This is a genomic window from Plantibacter sp. ME-Dv--P-095, from assembly GCF_030209365.1.
Taxonomy (GTDB): Bacteria; Actinomycetota; Actinomycetes; order Actinomycetales; family Microbacteriaceae; genus Plantibacter.
The window spans coordinates 493,426-513,572 of the sequence record NZ_JARVSB010000003.1; the positions used below are offsets into that span (position 1 = coordinate 493,426).

Genomic DNA, 20,147 nt, shown 5'->3' on the forward strand with positions numbered 1-20,147 from the left:
CGATCAGGCGGGGCGCGCCGCCTCCCGTCCCATGACGCCGTCGAAGAACGCGGCGAGTTCCGCCGTGGCCGTCAGCGGCAGCACGTGGGCGACGTACTGGTCGGGTCGCACCACGACGATCGCGCCGTCGCGGTCGATGCCGCGCTCCTCGAAGACGTCGACGTCGGGGTGCACCGCGTAGACCTTCTCGTAGTCGACGAGGTCGAAGGGGCCGACCCGCGGCAGGAAGACCTGCGGCACGGTCCCGAGCTCGATGTCCGTGTGGTGCTCCTGGTAGACCACCTTCACGTCGAACCAGTCGTCCGCCCGCACGCCGTCCGGCACCTGGTTCAGGGGCGATTCCGGCGCGTCCTGCAGCCAGGCCGCCAGCTCCGCCGAGCGACCCGTGGCAGGGGAGGCGGCGTCGGCGAACACGTAGACCCGCCACCGGCCGTCGGCCGTGGCGTGGTGTCCGAGGTGGACGTGGTTGGCGTCGGCGACCCGCGAGGTGAGGGCCGACTTGAAGCGCTTGCCGAGTGGGAAGCCGGTCGCGAGATGCTGGTGGGTCGCCTCGCCGACGATGGCCGACGGGGCGTATTCGGTCATGAACCCCGCCGGGAACTCGGCCGTCCGCACGTAGAAGTCGGCGAGCTCCGAGGGGTCGGCGAACTCCTCCGGTCGCTTCGCCATGAGCGTCGACCACTCGCGGTCGAAGTCGATGAGGTCCTGTGCGACGACCTGCCGCTCGGCCGAGTAGGTGGCCAGCAGGCTCTCCGGGCTGCGGCCCTCCAACACATGTCCGAGCTTCCAGGCGAGGTTGAAGCCGTCCTGCATCGACACGTTCATGCCCTGCCCGGCCTTCGCGCTGTGCGTGTGGCAGGCGTCTCCGGTGATGAACACGCGTGGTGTGCGCGTGCCGAGTTCGTCGAGCGGCACGTCGTCGAAGCGGTCGGTCAGTCGGTGGCCGACCTCGTAGACGCTGTGCCAGGCGACGTGCTTCACGTCGAGCCGGTAGGGGCTGAGGATCGCGTTCGCGTGCTCGATGATCTGCTCGATCGAGGTGGACCGGACCGCTGCGCCGCCGCCCGCCGGCACCTCACCGAGGTCGACGTACATGCGGAACAGGTGCCCGCCCTCACGCGGGATCAGCAGGATGCTGCCGCCCGAGCCCGACTGGATCGCGCACTTCGTCCGGATGTCCGGGAAGTCCGTGACGGCGAGGGCGTCCATGACGCCCCAGGCGTGGTTCGCCTGGTCGCCGGCGAGGGTGCAGCCGATCGCTTGACGCACGCCGCTCCTGGCGCCGTCCGCCCCGATCACATATTTCGCGCGCACCGTCCTCGTGGCGCCGGTCGAGTCCTCGCCGGTGTCGAGCAGGGTCACCGTCACCGGGTACTCGGCGGTGTCGTCGATCTCGAGGCCCTGGAACGCCCAGCCGTAGTCGGGTCGCATACGCGTCGGTGCGTTGGCCATGTACTCGGCGAAGTAGTCGAGCACGCGCGCCTGGTTGACGATGAGGTGCGGGTACTCGCTGACGCCCGTCGTGTCGTCGAGGGGGCGGGCGCCGCGGACGATGCGGCTCGGGTCCTCGAGGTCGGGCTTCCAGAACGCCATCTCGGTGATCCGGTACGCCTCGGCGGTGATGCGTTCAGCGAACCCGAACGCGTTGAACGTCTCGACGCTGCGCGCCTGGATGCCGTCCGCCTGGCCGATCGCGAGGCGTCCCGGTCGTCGCTCGACGATCCGCGTGGTGATCGTCGGGAACCGGGAGAGCTGGGCGGCGGCGATCATGCCGGCGGGTCCGCTGCCGACGATGAGGACGTCGACCTCGTCCGGCAGCTCGTCGGGCCGGTCGATCCCGACCCCCGCGGCGGGGAGCACGCGCGGATCGCCGGAGACGTAGCCATGGTGGTGAAACTGCATCGATTCCTCACTTCGTCGTCAAGAATTCGATAATGGAACACAGTGTTCGCTTATCGCACGGCAGACACTACCCTGCGTCGACGCGCGGCGGAAGGCCGGACGCCGATGCAGGGTGATGTCGTCGCGCTCAGTCCTTGGTCGCCCAGGTGCCGAGGTCCTTCACCTCGATGGCCGTGGGGAGCGCGTCGGCGTCACCGAGGAAGGCCTGGCAGGCGACGAGCGGCGCATCGGGTGCGACCCCGGCGGTCGCGTTGCCGTCCGGCGTGCAGTCGAACTGGCCGATCACCTGGATGGGCCGGTAGGTGCCCTTGCCGGTGAGCTTCCACTCGTCGGTCTTCGGCACCGGGAGCGCAGAGCGGTCGGCGTCCGCGATCTCCCCGTCGGTGAGGGTGACCGAGTACGTGACGAAGTACGGGACCTTGCCGTCGTCCGACGGCGTCGACTGCAAGCCCATCTCCGCGAGGTCGCTGAGCTTCCCCTCCCGGACGTCGTCGATGGAGAACGACATCTCCACGCCGGTGCCGACCTCGACGGCCACGCCCGTGCCGATCGCCAGGGCGTCATCGGGAGCCTGCTGGGTGCCGGCGGAGCATCCGGTCAGGGCGACCCCGAGGGTCGCGGCGATGAGGGCGGTCAACGTGAGGGCGCGGCGGGAGCGGGTCATGTCCTCGACGCTATCGGGGACGAGGCGCCTGAGCCTACGGGGACAACTCCCCATCCGTCGTTGAGGTGGATGGGGACTTCGTCCAGTGCCCCGGCCGGTCGATGGTTGCCGGGAGCAGGGTCGCTGCATCACCGCGCGCGGCGTTCACCTGCGCCTGCGTGAGGAACAGGGCCTCCGCGAGGTCGGCTCCGTCGAGTCGCGCACCGCGAAGGTCGGCACCCAGGAGATCGACGCCCGCCAGGTCCGTTCCGCGGAGGTCGGCGCCGACGAGGAGTGCCCCGCGCAGCTCGGCTCCGCACAAGCGGCGATCGCGGAGGTCTCGGCCGACGAGGTCCGCCGAGGGCTGGAGGGCGTCGTCCACCTCCCAGCCGGCGCCGGCCAGGTACCCGCCGCGTGCCTCCTCGCTGATGTCGACCAACACCGTCCTGACGGCGGCCCGGAGCCCGTCGACATCAGCGGCGAGGATCTCGGCCGTCCCGCCGTCGAGGACCCGCACGACCTCCGCCGTGAGTCGGGCCACCGGTGCAGCGAGGTCGGTGCCGCTCGCGCGCTCGGCGGCCTCGACGAGGTACCAGCGCATCTCCTGCAGCTGCCGGACGACGCCGAAGGTGCGGAACATCTCGGCGCTCATGTCGGGGCGTTCCCGCCAGCTCGTCCCGCCTTGCAACTCCTGCGACACGAGCTGTCCGGCACCGAAGCAGTCGAACACGGTGCAGCCGCGGAAGCCTCGCGGGCGGAGGGACTCGTGGATGGTGCAGGAGAAGTCGTCGGCGAGGTTCTGGCAGGGTGTGCCGGCGGGTTTGTCGATCGGGAAGTCCGCGGATCGTTGGAACCCGAAGGCAGTGCAGCAGAGGGCGAAGCAGTCAGCGCAGTTCGCGCGAAGTGTCGAGCGGGCGTCGGACGGGGTGACGGAAGCGTCGTTGGAAGGCATGCGTGGGTGGTCTTTCCGGAGTGGTTTCGAATGCGGGCCGGGATGCGGGGGAACTCCGCAGGGAGCTCCCCTTCCGGGCGCACGAAATCACCGCCCCTCGTCGGAGGAGCGAACGGGTGTCGCTGGAGGGGCTCTGGGTCACAGAGGGAAAGAACGGTTCACTGCCGACCAGGGTAGCGCGGCGGCTTGGCTCGCGGCAGCTGGCGACCCACCGCTGGACGGAGCCGCCCGGTACCTGATGGAGATCGACATCGTCCCCTCCGGGGCCACGTCGGAACGGCACGTCCGGTTCGACTGCTGACTCCGCGGCGGTTCAGTCCCGGATCAGGCCGTTCATCGCGGCCCACCCGAGTGCGGGCGGCTGCGCCGGTGCCGCATCGGGGGAGTCGAGCATCGACGAGGCCCACTGGTGCGCGAGGCTGTAGGCGGCCTCGGCGATCGACGAGCCGGCGCTGATCCGGCTCGCCCCGGCCTTCGCGAGCTCGCTGATCGACAGGGTTCCGGGACCGTAGGCGAGGTTGACCGGGAGGGTGGTCGCGTCCGCGAGTCGTTCGATCGTGTCGGCGCGGAGGGCGCCGAGCACGAAGATCCCGCTCGCGCCTGCCCGCGCATACGCGGCGGCACGGGTCACGGTCTCGTCGAACCAGTGGTCCCCACCGACGTCACCGAGTCGATGCGTGTCGATCCGCGCATTGATGAAGAGGGGGATCCCGGCCTCGTCGGCTGCACGTCGTGCGGCGGCGATCCGGTGCTCCTGTTCCTCGACCGGGCGGAGCGTGTCCTCGAGGTTCACCCCGGAGACGCCCGCCTCGATGCAGGCGGCGATGGTGCGGGCGACCTCGGCCGAGGTGTCGCCGTAACCGCCCTCGATGTCGGCGGTGACCGGGACCGGCACGGCGGTGGTGATCCGCCGCACGGCGTCGAGAGCCGTCTCCCGGCTGAGCTCGTTCCCGTCGCGGCGCCCGAGCGACCAGGCGACACCGGCGCTCGTGGTCGCGACCGCCTGCGCGCCCGCCGCGAGGACGGCACGGGCCGAGGCGACGTCCCACGCGTTGGGGAGGATCAGCGGGTCGCCCTGGACGTGCATCGAGTGGAGGGCGAGGGCGCGTTGGAGGTGGTCGGTCATCCTCCCAGTCCAGCACATGACGGAGGAGTCGCCGACCACGCCGCTGCTTGCTAGCGTGGGCGACGATCGAAGGCGGGTTCATGCGTCCAGTGGTGTTGTCCGGCGGCCCGGCGGTCGGGAAGTCGACGTGCGGGCGCCTGCTGGCCCGGGAGCTCGACCGCGCCGCCTTCATCGATGTCGACGACATCCGACAACTGGTGGTGTCGGGCGAGGCCACGCTGTGGAGCGGAGACGACGGGGTGTCCCAACATCTCCTCGCGGCGCGGAACGCGTCGGCCATGGCGAGGAACCTCCTCGAGGACGGCTTCGCGGTCGTCATCGCCGACGTCGTCACGCCGGAGGCCCTCGCGGTCTACCGGGCGGAACTCCCGGACTGCCTCGTCGTACACCTGACACTCCCGCTCGACGAGGCGCATGAGCGCGCCACGACCCGTGCCGTCTACCTGTCCGAGGACGAGTTCGACCTGCTGCACGCGCTGCTGACGCCGCCGCCGGACGTGGATCACGTGATCGACGTCAGCGGCATGACGGTCGATCAGCAGCTGCAGGCGATCCGCGACGTCTGGGCTTCGTTGCAGACGGACGGGCGCGTTCCGTCTCTCGACCCGCACAGAGACCCGGAGCGGACGGACGGCGAGATCGAGACGGGTTGGAGCACTCGGTCGACGAGGACGGTGTTCGAGGGCCGGGTCACCTTGGTCGAGCACGAGGTGGAGGTGCCCGGTGGTTCCCGTCTCGGCTACCTCGTCGATGAGAGTGTGCCGTTCTCGGTCGCTTCGCTCATCGTCGACGGAGACGACGTGATCCTGGCGCGGCAATATCGCTATCCCGTCGACCGATGGATCTACGATCTGCCGGGTGGCGGAGGCCGGGGCGAGGAGCGGCCGATCGACGCTGCTCGGCGCGAGCTCGAGGAGGAGTTGGGGCTGATCGTGGACGATCTCCGACCGCTCCACACCTTCTTCATGAACCCGGGGCGTGCAGCATGGCCGACGCACCTGTTCATCTCCACGTCCGGCCTGCGCGCAGGACATGCTGACACGTCCGACCCTGGCGAACAGGTCCGCCTCGTGCGCATGCCGCTGATCGAGCTCGACCAGCTGATCACCGACGGGACGATCGTCGATCCGCCGCTCATGGTGGCGCGAGCGGCTGCGGCCGCCCGCGGTCTGCTCCCGCCGCTCCGCCCGATCGCCGGGTGACGGAGGCGCTCAGCTCCTGACGGCGCTTCTGCGCCCTCAGGCGACCGCCGCCGGCCGCTCCTGGATCACCCAGGTGTTGCCGTCCGGATCGGCGAAGAAGACGAACGAGTTCCAGTCGCCGCCCCGGCCCTCAAGGCGCACGCCGTTTTCGAAGTGCATCACCGGTGTCACGTCGACGCCGCGCTCGGCGAGTTCGGACCGGGCCGCGTCGACGTCGTCGACCACGAGCTGCAGGCCCTCGAGGCGGGTGTCGCCGACCTTCAGCTGGATGCTGCTCGCCGAACCGGGAGGGGTGAGCTGCACGATGCGGAGATCGTCGCTGACCCGATGGTCGAGGTCGAGATGGAACCCGAGCTGCTCGTCGTAGAAGGCTTTCGCCCGGTCGACGTCGGCGACGCTGACGGGGACGACTTCGAGATTCCAGTGCATGGGATGCTCCTTCGAGTGGTTCAGTCGGTCGACGGCATCGGCCGGTACCGCATGGCGACCGCGCCCGAGCCGAACGGTTCGCGGTGCACCAGTTCGAGCTGGATCTGTTCGCGCAACCCGGCGAGCAGCGTCGGGCCGTGGCCGGCGAGGACCGGCTGCACGACGAACTCGTATTCGTCGATGAGCCCCAAGTCGGCCAGCGCGCGGGGGAGCGTCACACCACCCACCCACAGGCCCGCGCCGGGCTCCGCCTTGAGCCGTTGCACGGCCGTGCCGACATCGCCGCGGAGCAGCTCGGCGTTCCAATCGACCGACGCCAGTGTGCTCGACACCACGATCTTCGGCGCTCGGTCGATCGCCTCCGCGAACGCGATCTCCGAGGCGCCCATCCAGTCGGGCCAGACGCCGTCGGGTGGCCGCCGCCAGGTGGACTCCATCATCTCGTAGGTGACCCGGCCGAAGAGCAAAGCGTCCGCTCGCTCCATTTCGGCCGTCCAGAAGCGCATCGACTCTTCGTCCGGTGGGGGCCCGGCCTCGTGATGGCAGCAACCGTCGAGCGTGACGTTGATCGAATACCGGAGTGGTCGCATCGCATCGCTCCCTCGTGATGGCTCGGGCGCGCGGGGTGCCCTGACGCCCCACTGTAGGACGATCCGCCAGCCGTGGGGAGGGGTGATCGGGCGCCGCCACCGCCCCGCGGTTCAGTGCCCGACGGCTACGCCCGCCGCGGAGAGTTCAGCGCGGAGTGGGCGGACACCGTGGAAGTGGTGCGTTCGCATGCCGAGCGTGTCGGCGCCGACGAGCTTGGACGCGGTGTCGTCGGTGAAGAACACCTCGTCCCCGGTGACGTCGAGCGCGTCGAGCACATGCTGGAATGCCCGGACGTCGGGTTTCGCGAAGCCGATGACCGCCGAGTTGAAGATCGCATCGAACCGCCCAGTGAAGCCATGTGCGTCGACCTCGGCCGCAATGGTGTCGGTGCCGTTCGTCAGGATCGCGGTCCTGAGGCCCAGTCCTCGGATCTCGTCTGAGAGGCCGAGCACCTCGTCGTCCACCGTCGACGGGTGTCGACCCCACTTTTCAGCGGCGGCGTGATCGCCGAGGGTCTCGCCCACGCGCCTCACCCACTCGTCGCGCGTGATCCGCCCGGTGGTGACTTCCTCGATCAGCGGCTTGGAGAAGGCGACCCGCTCGATCGATCCTGGGTTCACGCCGCGACGGTGTTCGAGATCCGTCATGAACGCAGGGTCGAAGTGCCGGACGACGCCGTCGAGATCGAAGAGGACGACGTGGATCATCCGGCCATCCTCCCCGATTCCACGACGAACCGCAGCCCTCGGGCCGGATCGCTCAGTCGACGGAACGGTTCGCGGCGACCGCTGCATTGAGGACCGCCTGCACGCTCGCCTCGAGGACGGACCGGTCGCGGCCCGCTGCCCAGCCCGTCCGCTGGCCGAGGCGGTACTCGACGAGAGTGAGCGCCTGCGCGTCGCTCCCCGACGTCAGCGAGGTCTGATGCAGGGAGACGATCTCGACCGGCAGACCGTGCTCGGCGAGCAGGAGGGTCGTCGCCTCCACCGGGCCGACCTCGGGGAACGCCGCGGCGTGGGTGGCGCCGTCGACCTCGATCCGCAGGGACGTCCTGGTCGTCCCGTTCGCGCTGGTGGTGTCGAGTTCGACCAGACGTGTCGACCCGGGCTGCGTGAGATAGTCGCGCTCGAAGATCCCGAAGAGCGCCTCCGCATCGAGTTCGCTCCCGGAGTCGTCCGCGTGCTGCTGCACCCGGCGGGAGAAATCGACCTGCAGACGCCGCGGCATCTCGATGCCGTAGTCGCGCTCGAGCAGGTACGCGATCCCGCCCTTGCCCGACTGCGAGTTCACGCGAATGACCGCCTCGTAGCTCCGCCCCAGATCTCCCGGGTCGACCGGCAAGTACGGCACCCGCCACGGGAGGTCCTCGGCCCGGCTGCCGCTCGCCTCGGCCCGGGCGCGGTGCTCGGCGAAGCCCTTCTTGATCGCATCCTGGTGCGTGCCGGAGAACGCCGTGTGCACCAACTCGCCGACATAGGGATGCCGTGGGTGGACATCGATGCGGTTGCTGTGCTCGACGACCCGACGGATGTGGTCGATGTCGGAGAAGTCGATCATGGGATCGACGCCCTGCGTGTGGAGGTTCAACGCCAGCGTCGCGATGTCGACGTTGCCGGTACGCTCGCCGTTCCCGAAGATGCAGCCCTCGACGCGTTGGGCGCCGGCCAGCACCGCGAGTTCAGCGCACGCGATGCCGGTCCCGCGGTCGTTGTGCGGGTGCACGGAGAGAATGACCGACGACCGCCGGGCGAGGTTCCGGTGCATGTACTCGATCTGATCCGCGTACACGTTCGGCGTCGCCGCCTCGACGGTCGCCGGCAGGTTGAGGATCACCGGTCGGTCCTCGGACGCGTCCCAGAGGGTGGTCACGGCATCGCAGAGCTCCAACGCGTAGTCGGGCTCCGTCAGGTTGAACACCTCGGGCGAGAACTCGAACCGGACGCCGTCGAGGTCGCCGGCGAACTCGAGCACATCCGACCCGCCCTGGAGGATCAACGACCGCAACGAGTCCCGGTCGTGGCCGAGCACGACCTCCCGCCAGAGCGGGGCGGTCGCCGTGTACATGTGGATGACGACCTGGTTGCGGATGCCCCGGATCGACTCGACGGTCCGCTCGATGAGGTCCCGGCGGGCCGGGGTGAACACCACGATGGTGACGTCCTCGGGGGCGATGTCGGTCTCGGCGATGAGACGCACGAAGTCGTAATCCGTCTGCGAGGCGGAGGGGTAGCCGACCTCGATCTCCTTGTAGCCCATGGTGACCATGAGCTCGAAGAAGTTCCGCTTGCGCGCGGGGTCCATCGGCTCGGCCAGCGCCTGGTTGCCGTCGCGCAGGTCCACCGGCACCCAGAGCGGGGCTTCGGTGAGGCGTCGTGCCGGCCACTCGCGGTCGATGAGCGGCACGTCGACGCGCGAGAAGAGGTCCTGGTAGCGGTCGGACGGCATCTGTGAACGCCGCTGGCGGTTCCAGGTGGGAGCGTGCGGAGGGACGGGGCCGGCTGGGGTGGAGAGGCGGGAGTCGGAGAGGATCACGCGGCCACGGTAACACAACTTGTCAGACAAGCTGAGGACTATGATCGATCCATGACCACCGTGCGACGCGAATCCCTCTCGGACCAGGCGGCCCGCCTCCTGCTGGCACGGATCCAGACCGGTGAGTGGGCGATCGGCCAGAAGCTCCCCGGCGAGACGACACTGGGCCCCCAGCTCGGCGTCGGCCGATCCACCATGCGGGAGGCGATCCGGCAGTTGGCCGGACAAGGCATCCTGATGAGCCGCCAGGGGTCGGGGATCTTCCTGCAGGCCCTCGCGCCGCAGCAGGATTGGGAGGCGCTCGTGCTCCGGACGAACATCGCCTCGATCCTGGAAGCACGCCTCGCCATCGAGAGCGAGGCGGCGGCGCTCGCCGCAGAGCGTCACACCGCCGCCGATCTGGGCGTCATCCGTGCGGCGCTCGACCGCCGGAACGTCGAGCGGGCGACGATCCCGTCGAGAGTGGACGCCGACACCGCGCTCCATCGGAGCATCGTGGCCGCCGGTGGCAACCCGATCCTGACCGAACTGTTCGACACCTTCGCCGAGCGCAGCCGCGACGCCATGATCCAGATGTTGCGGCTCAGTGGCGAGCCGGGCACCGATCACGATCAGCAGGTGCACGAGCGCATCGTCGACGCCGTCGCATACCGTGATGGCGAGGCCGCGTCCGCCCTGAGCCGTGCTCACCTCCTGGCGCTGCGCGACGCCGTCGTCGGCGACGGTGCGGGAGGCGCGCCCGCCGAGTGATGAACGACCTCGGCGTCACCCCTTGTCATCCGGCGCCGCGACCGGCAGGATCTCCAGTGTTCCTTGGGGAGGTCCTGTGCGTGTTTTCGGTGTGATCGCCATTGTTCTGGCGGCTCTCGGCCTGGCGGTCGGGGTGCTGCTGCTCTTCGGCAACCGCGATCTCTCGTCGTCGGGGCCGCAACTGCTGCCGGCTGCGGCGTACGACTCCTGGCGGTTCCTGCTGGGCGTCCTGCTGTGGTTCGCGTCGCTGCTCTTCGTCGCAGGCGTCCTCGCGGTGTCGCGTCAGCCCGGCCTCGCCTGGCTGATGCTCCTCGCGTTCATCCCGCTGCTCGTGGTCTACCTGCTCGGTGGCGGGCTGATGCCGAGCCTCGCCCTGGCGCTCGTCGCGGTCGTCGTCCTCGGTCTCGTCGTCCCCGCGATCATCGCCGGTGTCGGCCTCGCGATCGGCGGCGCGGTCCGTCGGCGGAAGCTCCGCACGGCGCCCGTCTGACCGATCAGCTCCGCTCCGAGCTCACCGGACGGAAGGGGTGAGCGCCGAACCCAAGCGGGACAGTGGGATCGCGCCGGGGAACGGCGCACGCACCGGCTCCCAGCCTGGTTCGGCGAGACGCCGCTCGGCGACGTTCTTCGTCTGCCCGTCCCAGATCCGGGTGAGCACATTGCCGGCGCGCCGACTCAATATCGTGGTGATCAGGTTGAGCGGCGAGATCGGGACGGGCATCTCGACGTCGAGCAGGATGCAGAGCCGACCCGAGTACAGGAAGTTCGGATCGTGGTTCACGAACCACCCGCCCCCGGCGATCCGCAGGTAGGTCTCACCGATGTATCGCGTGGCACCATCGTTGAAATCGGTGTCCTGCTCCTGCGCGAAGGACTGGCGGTCAGGCCAACGGTCGAGGATGAGCCGCTCGAGGGAAACGAGCGAGTCTCGCGTGTAATCGGTGACGACCTCGCGGGGGGTGAGGAAGTTCTCGAACCGCGCGAGGCGGGGGTGCATGATCTCCAGCCACTCGAGCAGCAGGCTGTCCTGCTCCGGCAGGTTCCCTGGCTCGCTGGTCCCGGTGCGTTCGTCGTCGGGCATCCATCGACCGTACCGGGCGGTCGCCGCCCGCGGCATGGGCAGTCCTCTCCTCGGCGGTCGCCTCAACGGCGCCTGGCGTTCACCGCGCCCCCTCGAAGGTCTGCGTCCCGAGCACGGCGAGCAGTTTCAGCTTGCCCTCGGCCGGCGTATGGGGTGCGGCGGTGAGCACGAGCAGGGACTGCGACTGGTCCTCGGTGAAGAGCGCCTGGCAGTCGAGCTCGATGGGGCCGATCTCGGGATGGATGAGCACCTTGTGGTCCTCGAACCGGCGCCCGACCTCGTGCGTCGCCCACAGACGTCGGAACTCCTCGCTGTGCGCCGAGAGGGCGTCGACGATCTCGCCCGCCGGCGACTGTGCGCCGAGCGAGCCGTAGGCCGCACGGAGGGAGGCGACCTGGGCCCGACTCTGTCGCTCGCGATCCTCCTCCGGGTAGCGGAGCCGCTCCTCGGGCCGGACGAACCAGCGGTGGATCGCGCTGCGTTCGAGGCCCTGGTACCGGCTCTCGTCGCCGAACAGCGCGCGGGCGGGGTCGTTCTGGACGAGCGTCTCGCCGAGGGCCGACAGGATGAGCGCCGGCGTGTCCGTGAGTCGGTCGAGGACCCGCAGCAGCGCGGGGGCGACGTAGTCCGAGGTCGCGAGGCGCGTGGGTGCGTTGTGGCCGGCGATCCGGTACAGGTAGTCGCGTTCCTCGGCGCTCAGTCGCAGCGCACGGGCGAGCGAACCGAGCATCTGCGTGCTCGGCTGGGGACCGCGCTGCTGCTCCAGTCGCGCGTAGTAATCGGTGGACATCGCGGCGAGCTGCGCGACCTCCTCGCGCCGGAGCCCCGCCGTCCGGCGCCGAGGACCGGCACTCAAGCCGACATCCGCGGGCTGCAAGGCCGATCGGTGACGGAGGAGGAAGTCTGCGAGCGCTGGGCGATCCATCCGGCCAGTATCCGCCCCTGAGGTCCGGCGATCCAGGGACCGCGGATCCCTGGATCGGCGAACCCTGGTGGCGAGCGTCGGACGGCCGCAGACTCGACGCATGCAGATCACCGGAAACACCGTCTTCATCCCCGGCGCGACGAGCGGCATCGGCCTCGCTCTCGCACGACGCCTCCACTCGGCCGGCAACACCGTCATCGTCGGCGGGCGCCGCACGGAACTCCTCGAATCGATCGCCGCCGAGGAGCCCGGCCTCCACACCGTGCGCATCGACACGACCGACCCGGCGAGCATCCAGGAGGCCGCGGCCCAGGTCATCGCCGAACACCCCGAGCTCAACGTCCTCATCACCATGGCGGGTGTCATGCGTGGCGAGGACTGGACGGCTCCGGACTTCGTCGCGACAGCGGAGGAGATCATCACGACGAACGTCCTCGGCCCCATCCGGCTGATCGGTGCGTTCATCGAGCACCTCCGCAGCCGGCCGGACGCCACCATCATGACCGTCTCCTCGGGCCTCGCGTTCACGCCGTTGCGCGTCACCCCGACGTACAACGCGAGCAAGGCCGCGATCCACATGCTGAGCGAGTCCATCCGCCTGCAGCTCGCATCCACGAGCGTGCACGTCGTCGAACTCGTCCCGCCCGCCGTCCGCACCTCGCTCATGCCGGGGCAGGAGACGAGCGACTTCGCGATGCCGCTCGACGCCTACGTCGACGAGGTCATGGCGCTCATCGAGGCCCAGCCCGACGCGACCGAGATCCTGGTGGAGAACGTCAAGTTCCTCCGGTTCGCCGAGGCCCGAGGCGACTACGCGCAGACCGTCGCGACGGTCAACCAGCTCGACCCGCACGGGAACTGAGTCAGCATCACTCCGAACCGAGTCAGGGTTCGACGTACTCCTGGCGGACGGCGCCCCGGGTGGCCAGCTCGAGGTACCCGAAGTCGTGGTCCGCGTTGAGGACGACTGCGTCGTTGGCGACCGCATACGCGGCGATCAGGCAGTCGAATGCCGCTGCCGCCCGGACCAGCCCGTTCTCCCACAGCGCCTGCTGCAGGGCCAGAGCCTCAGACGCGGACGGGTGCTCCCACGCAGGGAGCAGCCCGTCCATGTCCTCGCGAAGCTCGCGATACTCGTCGGCAGTGCGCGCCGAATGGCAGTACTCCAGGACCTGCGGAGGACACGTGATGATCAAGTGGTGCGGTGAGAGGTCCCGAAGTCGCTGCGCGATGCGGGCACTCGTGTGCGCCCGTAGCCAGATGCTGTTGTCGACGAGGTAGACGGTCACCGGGCGGCAGGCCCGACCGTCGGCGTGATCGTGGGTGCATCCAACTGATCCGGCTCGAACGACCGCCCGATGATGCGTTCGACAGCGGCAGGCTGACGGCGGACGGCGATGAGCGTCCTGAGGGCGAGGTCGACCGTCTCCCGGTTGGAGGTGGTTCCGGCGAGCTCCTTCGCCTGCTTGAGTTCGGCTTGGTCGATGTCGATGGAGGTGATGGTCATGGATGCTCCCGTCTTATATAGAGCATTGTATAACACGCGGCGGGCACTGGCGCCGACGGTCAGGACGTCGAAGGAGCCTCCACAGCCTCCAGGTCGAGGACGACGTCGCGCAGGCCGGCACCGCTGACCGTGACCGTGATGGATCCTGGCCCGGTGGGGCGGATGATGGCGAGCGCCCGCCCGTCGAAGGTGGTGCGGGTGGTGGCGTCGAACCGCTCGGTCGTGCTCGGCGTGCCGGTGCCGAACCCCGCGAGGACCCCGGCACCGGAGACGTCGATCGAGACCTGGCGGTCGGCTCCCGTGACGAGCACGCCGGCGGTGTCGCGCAGTTCGATCGCGACGAAGGAGAGGTCGGTGTCGTCGGCGCGGATCACCGTGCGGTCGGCGGTCGCGACGAGCTGGGTCGGGCTGGTGGCGGAGGCGAGCGCGGTGCGGCCGACCACCGCCCCTGAGCGATAGGCGACGGCCTCGAGCGTGCCCGGCCGGTAGACGGTCTCGAACGAGGCGAGCATCGGTCGGCGTGCACCCACCTGCCCGCGTGCGACCTCCGTCCCGTCGAGGAGCAGCGCGACCTCGTCGGCGTCCGCCGCGACCTCGACCGTGACCGGCGCTCCCTCGAAGCCCGGCCATGTCCATGAATCGACCGAGTCGCTCCACGCCCACGGCGACTGCATCGTGACCGTCTGACCGTGGCGCTCGGGGCGCAGCACGGCGATCGCCGGTTCCGTGCGCCGGCCGAAGACGATCTCCCGGTAATAGGAGACGGGTCGGCGCCAGCCCGTGAGGTCGAGGTCGCCGCACCAGGCGGTGAGGTACGGGAACTCGCGTTCGAGGGCCCCGTTCGCCTCGGGGTCCTCGGCGTAGGAGGTCGCCCCGATGCCGACCTCGCCGAGGTAGTCCCAGCCGGTCCACGTGAAGTCGCCGATGACGTTCGGGTTGGCCTCGACGAGCGGCCAGAGCTCGCCGATCTGTGTCGGGAACGTTTCAGAACCCACGATCACCCGGTGGGGGAACCGTTCGGCGTCGCTCGCGTAGCGGCCGTCCGCGTAGTTGAGGCCCAGCACGTCGAGCGCCGCGCTGGACTCCTCGGTGCGGGTCGTGACGGCGTCGGAGGAGCCGATGAGGCTCATCATGTTCGCGCCGGCCTCGCCCATCAGTTCGTTCAGCCCCTGGTCCGACGCCATGATCTCGTCGAGTTCGTCGAGCACCGACAGGGTCGCGTTCACGCCGTTCGTGACCGGTCGGGTCGGGTCGAGTGCGCGGACGTGCTCGGCGAGCTCTCGGGCCAGGATCGCGCCGTGCGGGGTCCCGACCTCGACGATCTCGTTGCCGATCGAGTACATGATGACGCTCGGGTGGTTGACGTCCTTGTCCACCATCGACTCCAGGTCCGACCGCCACCACTGCTCGAAGTCGAGTGACGGGTCGAAGGTGGTCTTGCCGCGGTGCCACTGGTCGAAGGCCTCGTCCATCACGAGCATCCCGAGGCGGTCGCAGGCGTCGAGCATGGCCGGTGAGGCCGGATTGTGGGCGGCCCGGATGGCGTTGAACCCGGCGTCCTTGAGGAGTTGCATGCGACGCTCCTCGGCACGCGCGATCGAGGCCGCCCCGAGCGGGCCGTTGTCGCTGTGGATGCAGGCACCCCGCAGGAGCACGGGTTCGCCGTTGATCCGGAGTCCCTTCCGCGGGTCGACGGTGACGGTTCGGATGCCGTGGACGGTGTGCACGGTGCTGCCGGCGTCCGACTCGTCGGCGGCGGGTGCCAGCGTGGTCTGCGCGGTGTACAGCGAGGGGGACTCGACGCTCCAGAGCGCCGGATCCTGGACGTAGAGTCGCTGCCGGATGGTCGCCGTGCCGCCCGGCGCGACCGTGACGGGCGTGCGGTCCTGTTCGACGACGACACTCGCAGGCGAGGTGAGCTCCGTGGTGAGGACATGGGACCTCGTCGTGAGGCCGCGGTTGGCGACGGTGGTCACGACCTCCAACACCGCCTGGTCGTCCTCGATACGGACCGTCGTGATGCGGACGCCGTCGGGCACGATGTGCGTCGGCTCGTCCACGTGCAGGAGGACCGGCCGGTGGAGACCTGCGCCGGCGTACCATCGCGAGTCCTGCCCAGAGCGCACCTCGATGCGCAGCGTGTTCGTCGCACCTGCTCGGAGGTACGGCGTGAGGTCGACGAAGAACCGCGCGAAGCCATCGGATCGGTTGCCCGCGAACTCGTCGTTGAGGTACACCATCGCGTGGCGAAAGGCGCCCTGCACCTCGAGTCGCACGATCCGCCCCGCCCACGCGCCTGGAGCCTCGAAGGTCTTCACGTAGCTGAAGGCCCCGGCCGGGAAGTACGCGGCCCCACCCTTCGCCGGGGCGTCGGCTGAGCGGTCGGCGTCGCGGAGGGCATCGTGCGGGAGCGTCACGGCCACCGAGTCGTCGGCACCACCCTGCACGGCCGCGAAGGGCCCCCGAGGTGCCCGGACGATCCAGCCGTCGGTGAACGAGGTGATGGTCATGGCGCGCTCCAGTGCGATTCGATGCGAAAGTCTTTCGTCGGTGGTCGACGGTCCGCTCACGGTATGCGAGCGGCTTCGCTCCGGTCAACGCGTCGACCACGAAACTGTTTCGCTACGCTGGGTCGATCCGTGACCCTGATCTTGGAGGAATCGCATGGCACGCACGCCGATGACCGGCCCGACCCTGGCGTCGATCGCCGAACGCGCCGGCGTCTCCGTCGCGACGGTCTCGAAGGTCGTCAACGGCCGCCAGGGCATGTCCGAGGCGACGCGGGCGCGCGTGGAGGCGGCCGTCCGTGAGCTCGGGTACCGCCCGGCCGCGCGCTCGGCTGGTAGCGGTCCACGCCAGGTCCACGTCGTGTTCGACACCCTGCACAGCGTGTACTCCCTGCGGGTGCTCGACGGCATGGTCGCGGCCGCGCAACGCCTCGACGTCGACCTCGTGACCCGGGTGCTGTCGCCCGCTTCCGGATTCGGGACCGACGGCGCGACCGGTGACGAGGTGGCGCTCGACCGCGCCTTCGTCGAGCGGGTCGCCGCGCGGGGCGCGCTCGGCATGATCGTCGTGACGACACCGATCGACGCCGACGTGGTGGACGCCTGCCTGGATGCGGGCGTCGCGCTCGTCGCGGTCGACTCCCCGGATCCGCTCGCCCGGTCGGTGGCGAGCATCGGCTCCAGCCACGCGGTCGGCGGGCAGCAGGCCGTCGAGCATCTCATCGGCCTCGGCCACCGGCGGATCGCCTTCGTGGGCGGCCACCCGGCGAATCCCGGGCTGCGTGCACGGGCGGTCGGCTACCGCGAGGCGCTCCGCTCCGCGGCGATCCCGCTCGACCCCGGGCTCGTGTCGGAGGAGGGGATGGGCACCTCGGCACCCGCCGTCGAGCGCATGCTCGCGCTCGACGACCCACCCACGGCCGTTTTCGCGACCAACGACGCCGACGCCTTCGCGGTCATCCGCACCCTGCTCCAGGCGGGGCTCCGCGTGCCGGAAGACGTCAGCGTCGTCGGCTACGACGACACGTACTCGGCCATGCTCACCGTTCCTCGCCTGACCACGGTGCACACCTCCATGCACGACATCGGCCGCGCGGCCGTCGACACCCTGCTCCGGCTGCAGGCGGGGGAGCGGCCGTTCTCGCACCACCTGGAGCTCGCGACGACGCTCATCGAACGGGAGTCGACCGGTCCCCGTCGGCCCGATGACCGCTGATCGGTCGGCACCCGTCGTTCAGCGCCGCGCTCCGATCAGGCGAACCGTCGCAGGTCGGCGAGCGTGAACCGTCCGGCGGGGAGCGCTGCGCGGATGCGTGCCTCGTCGAACCGCCGCTGGGGTCGCAGTGCCTCCGGGAGTTCGGGTGTCGGCGGTGCCGCGGCGTCGACGCCCTCGGCGAGCATCTGCGCCTGTGCTTTCGCGACGAGCGGTGTCACCATGAGCCGCTCGGTCAGACGCGCGAGCAACCGGATCGTCCAGACCGGCACCGGGACGTACAGCGGTCGTCGGCCGGCGACGCGTGCGATCCGCCGGACGGCCGTCCCCAGTGGCAGCGTCTCGGCGCCCATCACCGCGACCGTCGGCTCGGTGACCCGGCCCTCGAGGGCGGCGAGGAGGACGTCGACCGCATCGGCGACCGGCACCGGACGCACGAGGCGTTCGCGGTACCCGACGGTCGCGAACACGGGGAAGGTGCGGACGGCTTTCGTCACGTGGTCGATCATGTGGTCGCCGGCCCCGTAGATCATCCCGAACTTCAGGACCGTGTGCGGGATGCCCGACCCGCGGACGAGCTCCTCGGCCGCCCACTTCGTCTCGTGGTAGCCCGAGCCGCAGTCGGGGCGGGCGCGGAGGAAGCTCACGAGGACGAGGCGCCCGACGCCCGCTCGGCGGGCCGCGTCCACGACGGCCTGGGTGCCCCGGACGTGCACGCGCGCGAAGGTCTGCTCGCCGATCTCCCGGTTGATCCCGGCGCAGTGCGCGACGGCGTCGCAGCCCGCGAACGCCGTCGCGAGTGCCTCGGTGTCGTCGATGTCGACCCCGGTGCGCCGAGAGACGATCACCGTCTCGTGGCCGTCCCCCTGCAGGCGTTCGGCCAGGTGGCGACCGACGAACCCGGTCCCGCCGGTGATGGCGATGCGCATGACAACTCCTTCGCTTGTTAGCAATAGAGCTAAACCGTATATCGCAATTGTGCTAGATTGCAACCATGGCAGATACAGCGTCGGACATCTTCGCCGCACTCGCGCACCCGACGCGACGACAGATCCTCCAGGACCTCAAGGACGGCGAGCTGGCCGCCGGCGAGATCGCGTCGCGGTTCGACGCCACGGGGCCGACCATCTCGCGCCACCTCAGTGTGCTGCGGCAGGCCGGGCTCGTCTCCGAGCGTCGCGACGCCAACCGGATCCTCTACTCGCTCGTCGGCGAACGCCTCGCGCTGTCGGTCGGCGACTTCCTGTCGACGGTGTGCCCGGAGCAGATGGTGCTCCGCGAGGTCCGCAAGCGCCGCACCGCCTAGACGCGCGACCGGTCGTCTCCCGGCCGGGTCAGCGGCTGGGTCAGCGCAGCCCGCGGGCGACGCTCCGGACGATCGTCTGCGTCGCCGCCTGCCCCGAGCGGGTCGGCAGCAGCGCCCACACGTGGAACTGACCGACACCCTCGTGGAAGTCGAGGGACACCCCGGCCGCCCGGGCACGCGCGACGAGCAGTTCGGCGTCGGGGTTGAGGACGTCCCGCGTGCCGCTCAGCAGGGTGATCGGTCCGAGCCCGGCGAGCTCGCCGAAGAGGGGACTGACCGCCGGCTCGGTGAGCTCGAGGTCGCCGCGCCAGTGCTCCGCGAACACCCGACCGCCAGGGGTGGCGAGCCACGGGTCGCTCGGCTGCACGAGCGGGATCCGCGGGTTGCTCCACGTGAGGTCGAGCGCGGGGGACAGGAGGGTGGTCATGGGGAGGACGATGCCGTCATCGCGCAGGCGGAGCGCCGCGGACAGGGCGATCTGGCCGCCGGCGGAGTCGCCCGCGAGGACGGTCGGTCCGTGTCGGTCGAGGCTGCGTCGGACGAGCTCGACCATGCCCGTCCGGGCCTCCGCCGCGGTGCCGTAGGGCACGAGGGGGTAGATGGGCAGGGAGACGGTCGCGCCCGTCTCCGCCGCGATGGTGGCCGCGAGCACCCAGTGCTGGGGCGCGATCTCGCCGACCCACCCGCCGCCGTGCGCGTACACGACCCCGCCGGCGGAGGCACGCTTCGTCGGGCTGACCGTGTACACCGGCCAGTCGCCGAACCGCTCGACATCGACCCGGACGTCCGGCCGCAGCGTGGCCGGTGGTCCGTAGGGCACCGGTCTGAGCGTCCGTTCCCGGATCCGGCGCCGGGCACCCGCTTCGCTCACGAAGGCGCGGTTCGCGCGGATGAGGCGGAGCGCCGGGCCGACGAGGGCGTTGGGGACGATCAACACGGTGCCTCTTCTCTGGACGGTGCCGCCACGGTAGCAGCGCCCGCTGGGGAGGACTCCCCATCGCCCACGTGCCGGAGAGCGGACAGACTGGCGGCATGACCCGTCACCGCCTCCTCCCGTCCGTCGCCGTCGCCCTGCTGCCGGTGGGGCTCCTGCTCACCGGTTGCAGCTTCAGCGCCAGTGCCGGTCTCACCGTCCCCGCTTCGGACATCGCGGACGCCGCGGCCGGAGCCCTCGAGGAGCAGGTCGGCACCCGGCCCGACCTCGACTGCGGGGACGAGCGCGTCAAGCTCATCGACGAGACCACCGTCGACTGCACGCTCACCGACCCGTCCTCGGGCTCCGAGTACGACGCCGTCGTCACGATCAGCGACGTCGAGGGCACGAAGTACCACGTGGCCGTGCAGGTCGCCGACACCGCGAACTGATCACGCGGTCGGTCGCCGGGCGTGCCCGGTCGCATCGGTGTCCTCCTGACGCGCTCGGGCCCTGTGGTGCGTGGGAGACTGGCAGACGGCGTCGGTCGCTCGATCACGCCGTCGCA

General features: G+C 70.1%; 22 protein-coding genes. 7 read left to right on the top strand and 15 right to left on the bottom strand.

The window, feature by feature from the left end; genetic code table 11:
- Positions 1–3: 3 nt before the first annotated feature.
- The 4 genes from QRN26_RS04845 to QRN26_RS04860 all read right to left on the bottom strand — a co-directional run bounded on the left by QRN26_RS04845 (position 4) and on the right by QRN26_RS04860 (position 4,623).
- Positions 4–1,902 (bottom strand): FAD-binding monooxygenase, encoded by a 1,899-nt coding sequence (locus QRN26_RS04845; protein WP_285035577.1) that lies wholly within the window; start codon positions 1,900–1,902, stop codon positions 4–6.
- A gap of 127 nt (positions 1,903–2,029) precedes the next feature.
- Positions 2,030–2,566, bottom strand: a complete 537-nt coding sequence (locus tag QRN26_RS04850) for a hypothetical protein (RefSeq protein WP_056779957.1) — start codon at positions 2,564–2,566, stop codon at positions 2,030–2,032.
- A gap of 34 nt (positions 2,567–2,600) precedes the next feature.
- On the bottom strand, positions 2,601–3,497 hold the full coding sequence (locus tag QRN26_RS04855) for a pentapeptide repeat-containing protein (RefSeq protein ID WP_285035581.1): 897 nt from the start codon (positions 3,495–3,497) through the stop codon (positions 2,601–2,603).
- A gap of 313 nt (positions 3,498–3,810) precedes the next feature.
- A complete protein-coding gene (locus tag QRN26_RS04860) occupies positions 3,811–4,623 on the bottom strand; it encodes an isocitrate lyase/PEP mutase family protein (RefSeq protein WP_285035582.1) in 813 nt (270 codons plus the stop codon).
- Between the two features lie 80 nt (positions 4,624–4,703).
- Between QRN26_RS04860 and QRN26_RS04865 the strand changes: the two genes are divergently transcribed.
- Positions 4,704–5,825, top strand: coding sequence for an NUDIX domain-containing protein (locus tag QRN26_RS04865; protein ID WP_285035584.1), 1,122 nt, complete (start codon positions 4,704–4,706; stop codon positions 5,823–5,825).
- A 36-nt stretch (positions 5,826–5,861) separates the two neighbouring features.
- On the opposite strand, the gene QRN26_RS04870 is transcribed toward QRN26_RS04865, so the two are convergent.
- The 4 genes from QRN26_RS04870 to QRN26_RS04885 form a co-directional block, all read right to left on the bottom strand.
- Positions 5,862–6,254 carry a VOC family protein gene (locus QRN26_RS04870; protein WP_285035585.1) on the bottom strand — a complete coding sequence of 131 codons (393 nt, stop codon included), beginning with the start codon at positions 6,252–6,254 and terminating at the stop codon, positions 5,862–5,864.
- Between the two features lie 20 nt (positions 6,255–6,274).
- Positions 6,275–6,844 (bottom strand): dihydrofolate reductase family protein, encoded by a 570-nt coding sequence (locus QRN26_RS04875; RefSeq protein ID WP_285035586.1) that lies wholly within the window; start codon positions 6,842–6,844, stop codon positions 6,275–6,277.
- A gap of 111 nt (positions 6,845–6,955) precedes the next feature.
- Positions 6,956–7,552, bottom strand: coding sequence for an HAD family hydrolase (locus QRN26_RS04880; protein WP_285035588.1), 597 nt, complete (start codon positions 7,550–7,552; stop codon positions 6,956–6,958).
- Between the two features lie 52 nt (positions 7,553–7,604).
- A complete protein-coding gene (locus QRN26_RS04885) occupies positions 7,605–9,290 on the bottom strand; it encodes a 2-isopropylmalate synthase (RefSeq protein ID WP_285035681.1) in 1,686 nt (561 codons plus the stop codon).
- Positions 9,291–9,428: 138 nt separating this feature from the next.
- Here QRN26_RS04885 and QRN26_RS04890 point away from each other — a divergent pair, with 138 nt between their 5' ends.
- Together QRN26_RS04890 and QRN26_RS04895 are read left to right on the top strand one after the other, a co-directional pair.
- Entirely contained in the window at positions 9,429–10,127 is a 699-nt protein-coding gene (locus QRN26_RS04890; protein WP_285035590.1) for a FadR/GntR family transcriptional regulator, read from the top strand.
- Positions 10,128–10,218: 91 nt separating this feature from the next.
- Positions 10,219–10,617: a hypothetical protein gene (locus QRN26_RS04895; protein ID WP_285035591.1), complete on the top strand. Its 399-nt coding sequence runs from the start codon at positions 10,219–10,221 to the stop codon at positions 10,615–10,617.
- Between the two features lie 21 nt (positions 10,618–10,638).
- Here QRN26_RS04895 and QRN26_RS04900 read toward each other — a convergent pair whose 3' ends face one another.
- Both QRN26_RS04900 and QRN26_RS04905 read right to left on the bottom strand, forming a co-directional pair.
- Positions 10,639–11,208, bottom strand: coding sequence for a hypothetical protein (locus QRN26_RS04900; protein ID WP_285035593.1), 570 nt, complete (start codon positions 11,206–11,208; stop codon positions 10,639–10,641).
- A 79-nt stretch (positions 11,209–11,287) separates the two neighbouring features.
- Positions 11,288–12,133: a helix-turn-helix transcriptional regulator gene (locus tag QRN26_RS04905; protein WP_285035595.1), complete on the bottom strand. Its 846-nt coding sequence runs from the start codon at positions 12,131–12,133 to the stop codon at positions 11,288–11,290.
- Between the two features lie 100 nt (positions 12,134–12,233).
- Here QRN26_RS04905 and QRN26_RS04910 point away from each other — a divergent pair, with 100 nt between their 5' ends.
- Positions 12,234–12,995: an SDR family oxidoreductase gene (locus tag QRN26_RS04910; RefSeq protein ID WP_285035597.1), complete on the top strand. Its 762-nt coding sequence runs from the start codon at positions 12,234–12,236 to the stop codon at positions 12,993–12,995.
- A gap of 22 nt (positions 12,996–13,017) precedes the next feature.
- Here the strand turns inward: QRN26_RS04910 and QRN26_RS04915 are convergent, their stop codons facing one another.
- The 3 genes from QRN26_RS04915 to QRN26_RS04925 are packed head-to-tail and all read right to left on the bottom strand — an operon-like array spanning position 13,018 to position 16,150.
- On the bottom strand, positions 13,018–13,422 hold the full coding sequence (locus QRN26_RS04915; RefSeq protein WP_285035600.1) for a PIN domain-containing protein: 405 nt from the start codon (positions 13,420–13,422) through the stop codon (positions 13,018–13,020).
- Positions 13,419–13,640 (bottom strand): type II toxin-antitoxin system VapB family antitoxin, encoded by a 222-nt coding sequence (locus tag QRN26_RS04920; RefSeq protein ID WP_056779915.1) that lies wholly within the window; start codon positions 13,638–13,640, stop codon positions 13,419–13,421. Before QRN26_RS04920 ends, QRN26_RS04915 begins: the two co-directional genes overlap by 4 nt.
- Before the next feature lie 59 nt (positions 13,641–13,699).
- A complete protein-coding gene (locus tag QRN26_RS04925) occupies positions 13,700–16,150 on the bottom strand; it encodes a glycoside hydrolase family 2 TIM barrel-domain containing protein (RefSeq protein ID WP_285035602.1) in 2,451 nt (816 codons plus the stop codon).
- A 154-nt stretch (positions 16,151–16,304) separates the two neighbouring features.
- Here QRN26_RS04925 and QRN26_RS04930 point away from each other — a divergent pair, with 154 nt between their 5' ends.
- Positions 16,305–17,363, top strand: a complete 1,059-nt coding sequence (locus QRN26_RS04930; RefSeq protein ID WP_285035603.1) for a LacI family DNA-binding transcriptional regulator — start codon at positions 16,305–16,307, stop codon at positions 17,361–17,363.
- Positions 17,364–17,398: 35 nt separating this feature from the next.
- On the opposite strand, the gene QRN26_RS04935 is transcribed toward QRN26_RS04930, so the two are convergent.
- Entirely contained in the window at positions 17,399–18,289 is an 891-nt protein-coding gene (locus tag QRN26_RS04935; protein ID WP_285035605.1) for an NAD-dependent epimerase/dehydratase family protein, read from the bottom strand.
- Positions 18,290–18,354: 65 nt separating this feature from the next.
- On the opposite strand from QRN26_RS04935, the gene QRN26_RS04940 reads away from it, so the two are divergent.
- Positions 18,355–18,666: a metalloregulator ArsR/SmtB family transcription factor gene (locus QRN26_RS04940; RefSeq protein WP_056009664.1), complete on the top strand. Its 312-nt coding sequence runs from the start codon at positions 18,355–18,357 to the stop codon at positions 18,664–18,666.
- A 40-nt stretch (positions 18,667–18,706) separates the two neighbouring features.
- On the opposite strand, the gene QRN26_RS04945 is transcribed toward QRN26_RS04940, so the two are convergent.
- Positions 18,707–19,603 carry an alpha/beta hydrolase fold domain-containing protein gene (locus QRN26_RS04945; protein WP_285035608.1) on the bottom strand — a complete coding sequence of 299 codons (897 nt, stop codon included), beginning with the start codon at positions 19,601–19,603 and terminating at the stop codon, positions 18,707–18,709.
- Between the two features lie 95 nt (positions 19,604–19,698).
- Here QRN26_RS04945 and QRN26_RS04950 point away from each other — a divergent pair, with 95 nt between their 5' ends.
- The gene (locus QRN26_RS04950) at positions 19,699–20,031 is read left to right on the top strand and encodes a DUF4333 domain-containing protein (RefSeq protein WP_285035610.1); all 333 of its coding nucleotides are present in this window, start codon (positions 19,699–19,701) and stop codon (positions 20,029–20,031) included.
- The last annotated feature ends 116 nt before the right edge of the window (positions 20,032–20,147 follow it).

Coding starts and splice junctions, on each gene's coding strand:
- QRN26_RS04890 (WP_285035590.1), top strand. CDS start 9,429: ATGACCACCGTGCGACGCGAATCCCTCTCGGACCAGGCGGCCCGCCTC.
- QRN26_RS04860 (WP_285035582.1), bottom strand. CDS start 4,623: ATGACCGACCACCTCCAACGCGCCCTCGCCCTCCACTCGATGCACGTC.
- QRN26_RS04920 (WP_056779915.1), bottom strand. CDS start 13,640: ATGACCATCACCTCCATCGACATCGACCAAGCCGAACTCAAGCAGGCG.
- QRN26_RS04905 (WP_285035595.1), bottom strand. CDS start 12,133: ATGGATCGCCCAGCGCTCGCAGACTTCCTCCTCCGTCACCGATCGGCC.
- QRN26_RS04845 (WP_285035577.1), bottom strand. CDS start 1,902: ATGCAGTTTCACCACCATGGCTACGTCTCCGGCGATCCGCGCGTGCTC.
- QRN26_RS04870 (WP_285035585.1), bottom strand. CDS start 6,254: ATGCACTGGAATCTCGAAGTCGTCCCCGTCAGCGTCGCCGACGTCGAC.
- QRN26_RS04950 (WP_285035610.1), top strand. CDS start 19,699: ATGACCCGTCACCGCCTCCTCCCGTCCGTCGCCGTCGCCCTGCTGCCG.
- QRN26_RS04850 (WP_056779957.1), bottom strand. CDS start 2,566: ATGACCCGCTCCCGCCGCGCCCTCACGTTGACCGCCCTCATCGCCGCG.
- QRN26_RS04925 (WP_285035602.1), bottom strand. CDS start 16,150: ATGACCATCACCTCGTTCACCGACGGCTGGATCGTCCGGGCACCTCGG.
- QRN26_RS04855 (WP_285035581.1), bottom strand. CDS start 3,497: ATGCCTTCCAACGACGCTTCCGTCACCCCGTCCGACGCCCGCTCGACA.
- QRN26_RS04865 (WP_285035584.1), top strand. CDS start 4,704: ATGCGTCCAGTGGTGTTGTCCGGCGGCCCGGCGGTCGGGAAGTCGACG.
- QRN26_RS04930 (WP_285035603.1), top strand. CDS start 16,305: ATGGCACGCACGCCGATGACCGGCCCGACCCTGGCGTCGATCGCCGAA.
- QRN26_RS04880 (WP_285035588.1), bottom strand. CDS start 7,552: ATGATCCACGTCGTCCTCTTCGATCTCGACGGCGTCGTCCGGCACTTC.
- QRN26_RS04910 (WP_285035597.1), top strand. CDS start 12,234: ATGCAGATCACCGGAAACACCGTCTTCATCCCCGGCGCGACGAGCGGC.
- QRN26_RS04935 (WP_285035605.1), bottom strand. CDS start 18,289: ATGCGCATCGCCATCACCGGCGGGACCGGGTTCGTCGGTCGCCACCTG.
- QRN26_RS04885 (WP_285035681.1), bottom strand. CDS start 9,290: ATGCCGTCCGACCGCTACCAGGACCTCTTCTCGCGCGTCGACGTGCCG.
- QRN26_RS04875 (WP_285035586.1), bottom strand. CDS start 6,844: ATGCGACCACTCCGGTATTCGATCAACGTCACGCTCGACGGTTGCTGC.
- QRN26_RS04940 (WP_056009664.1), top strand. CDS start 18,355: ATGGCAGATACAGCGTCGGACATCTTCGCCGCACTCGCGCACCCGACG.
- QRN26_RS04900 (WP_285035593.1), bottom strand. CDS start 11,208: ATGCCCGACGACGAACGCACCGGGACCAGCGAGCCAGGGAACCTGCCG.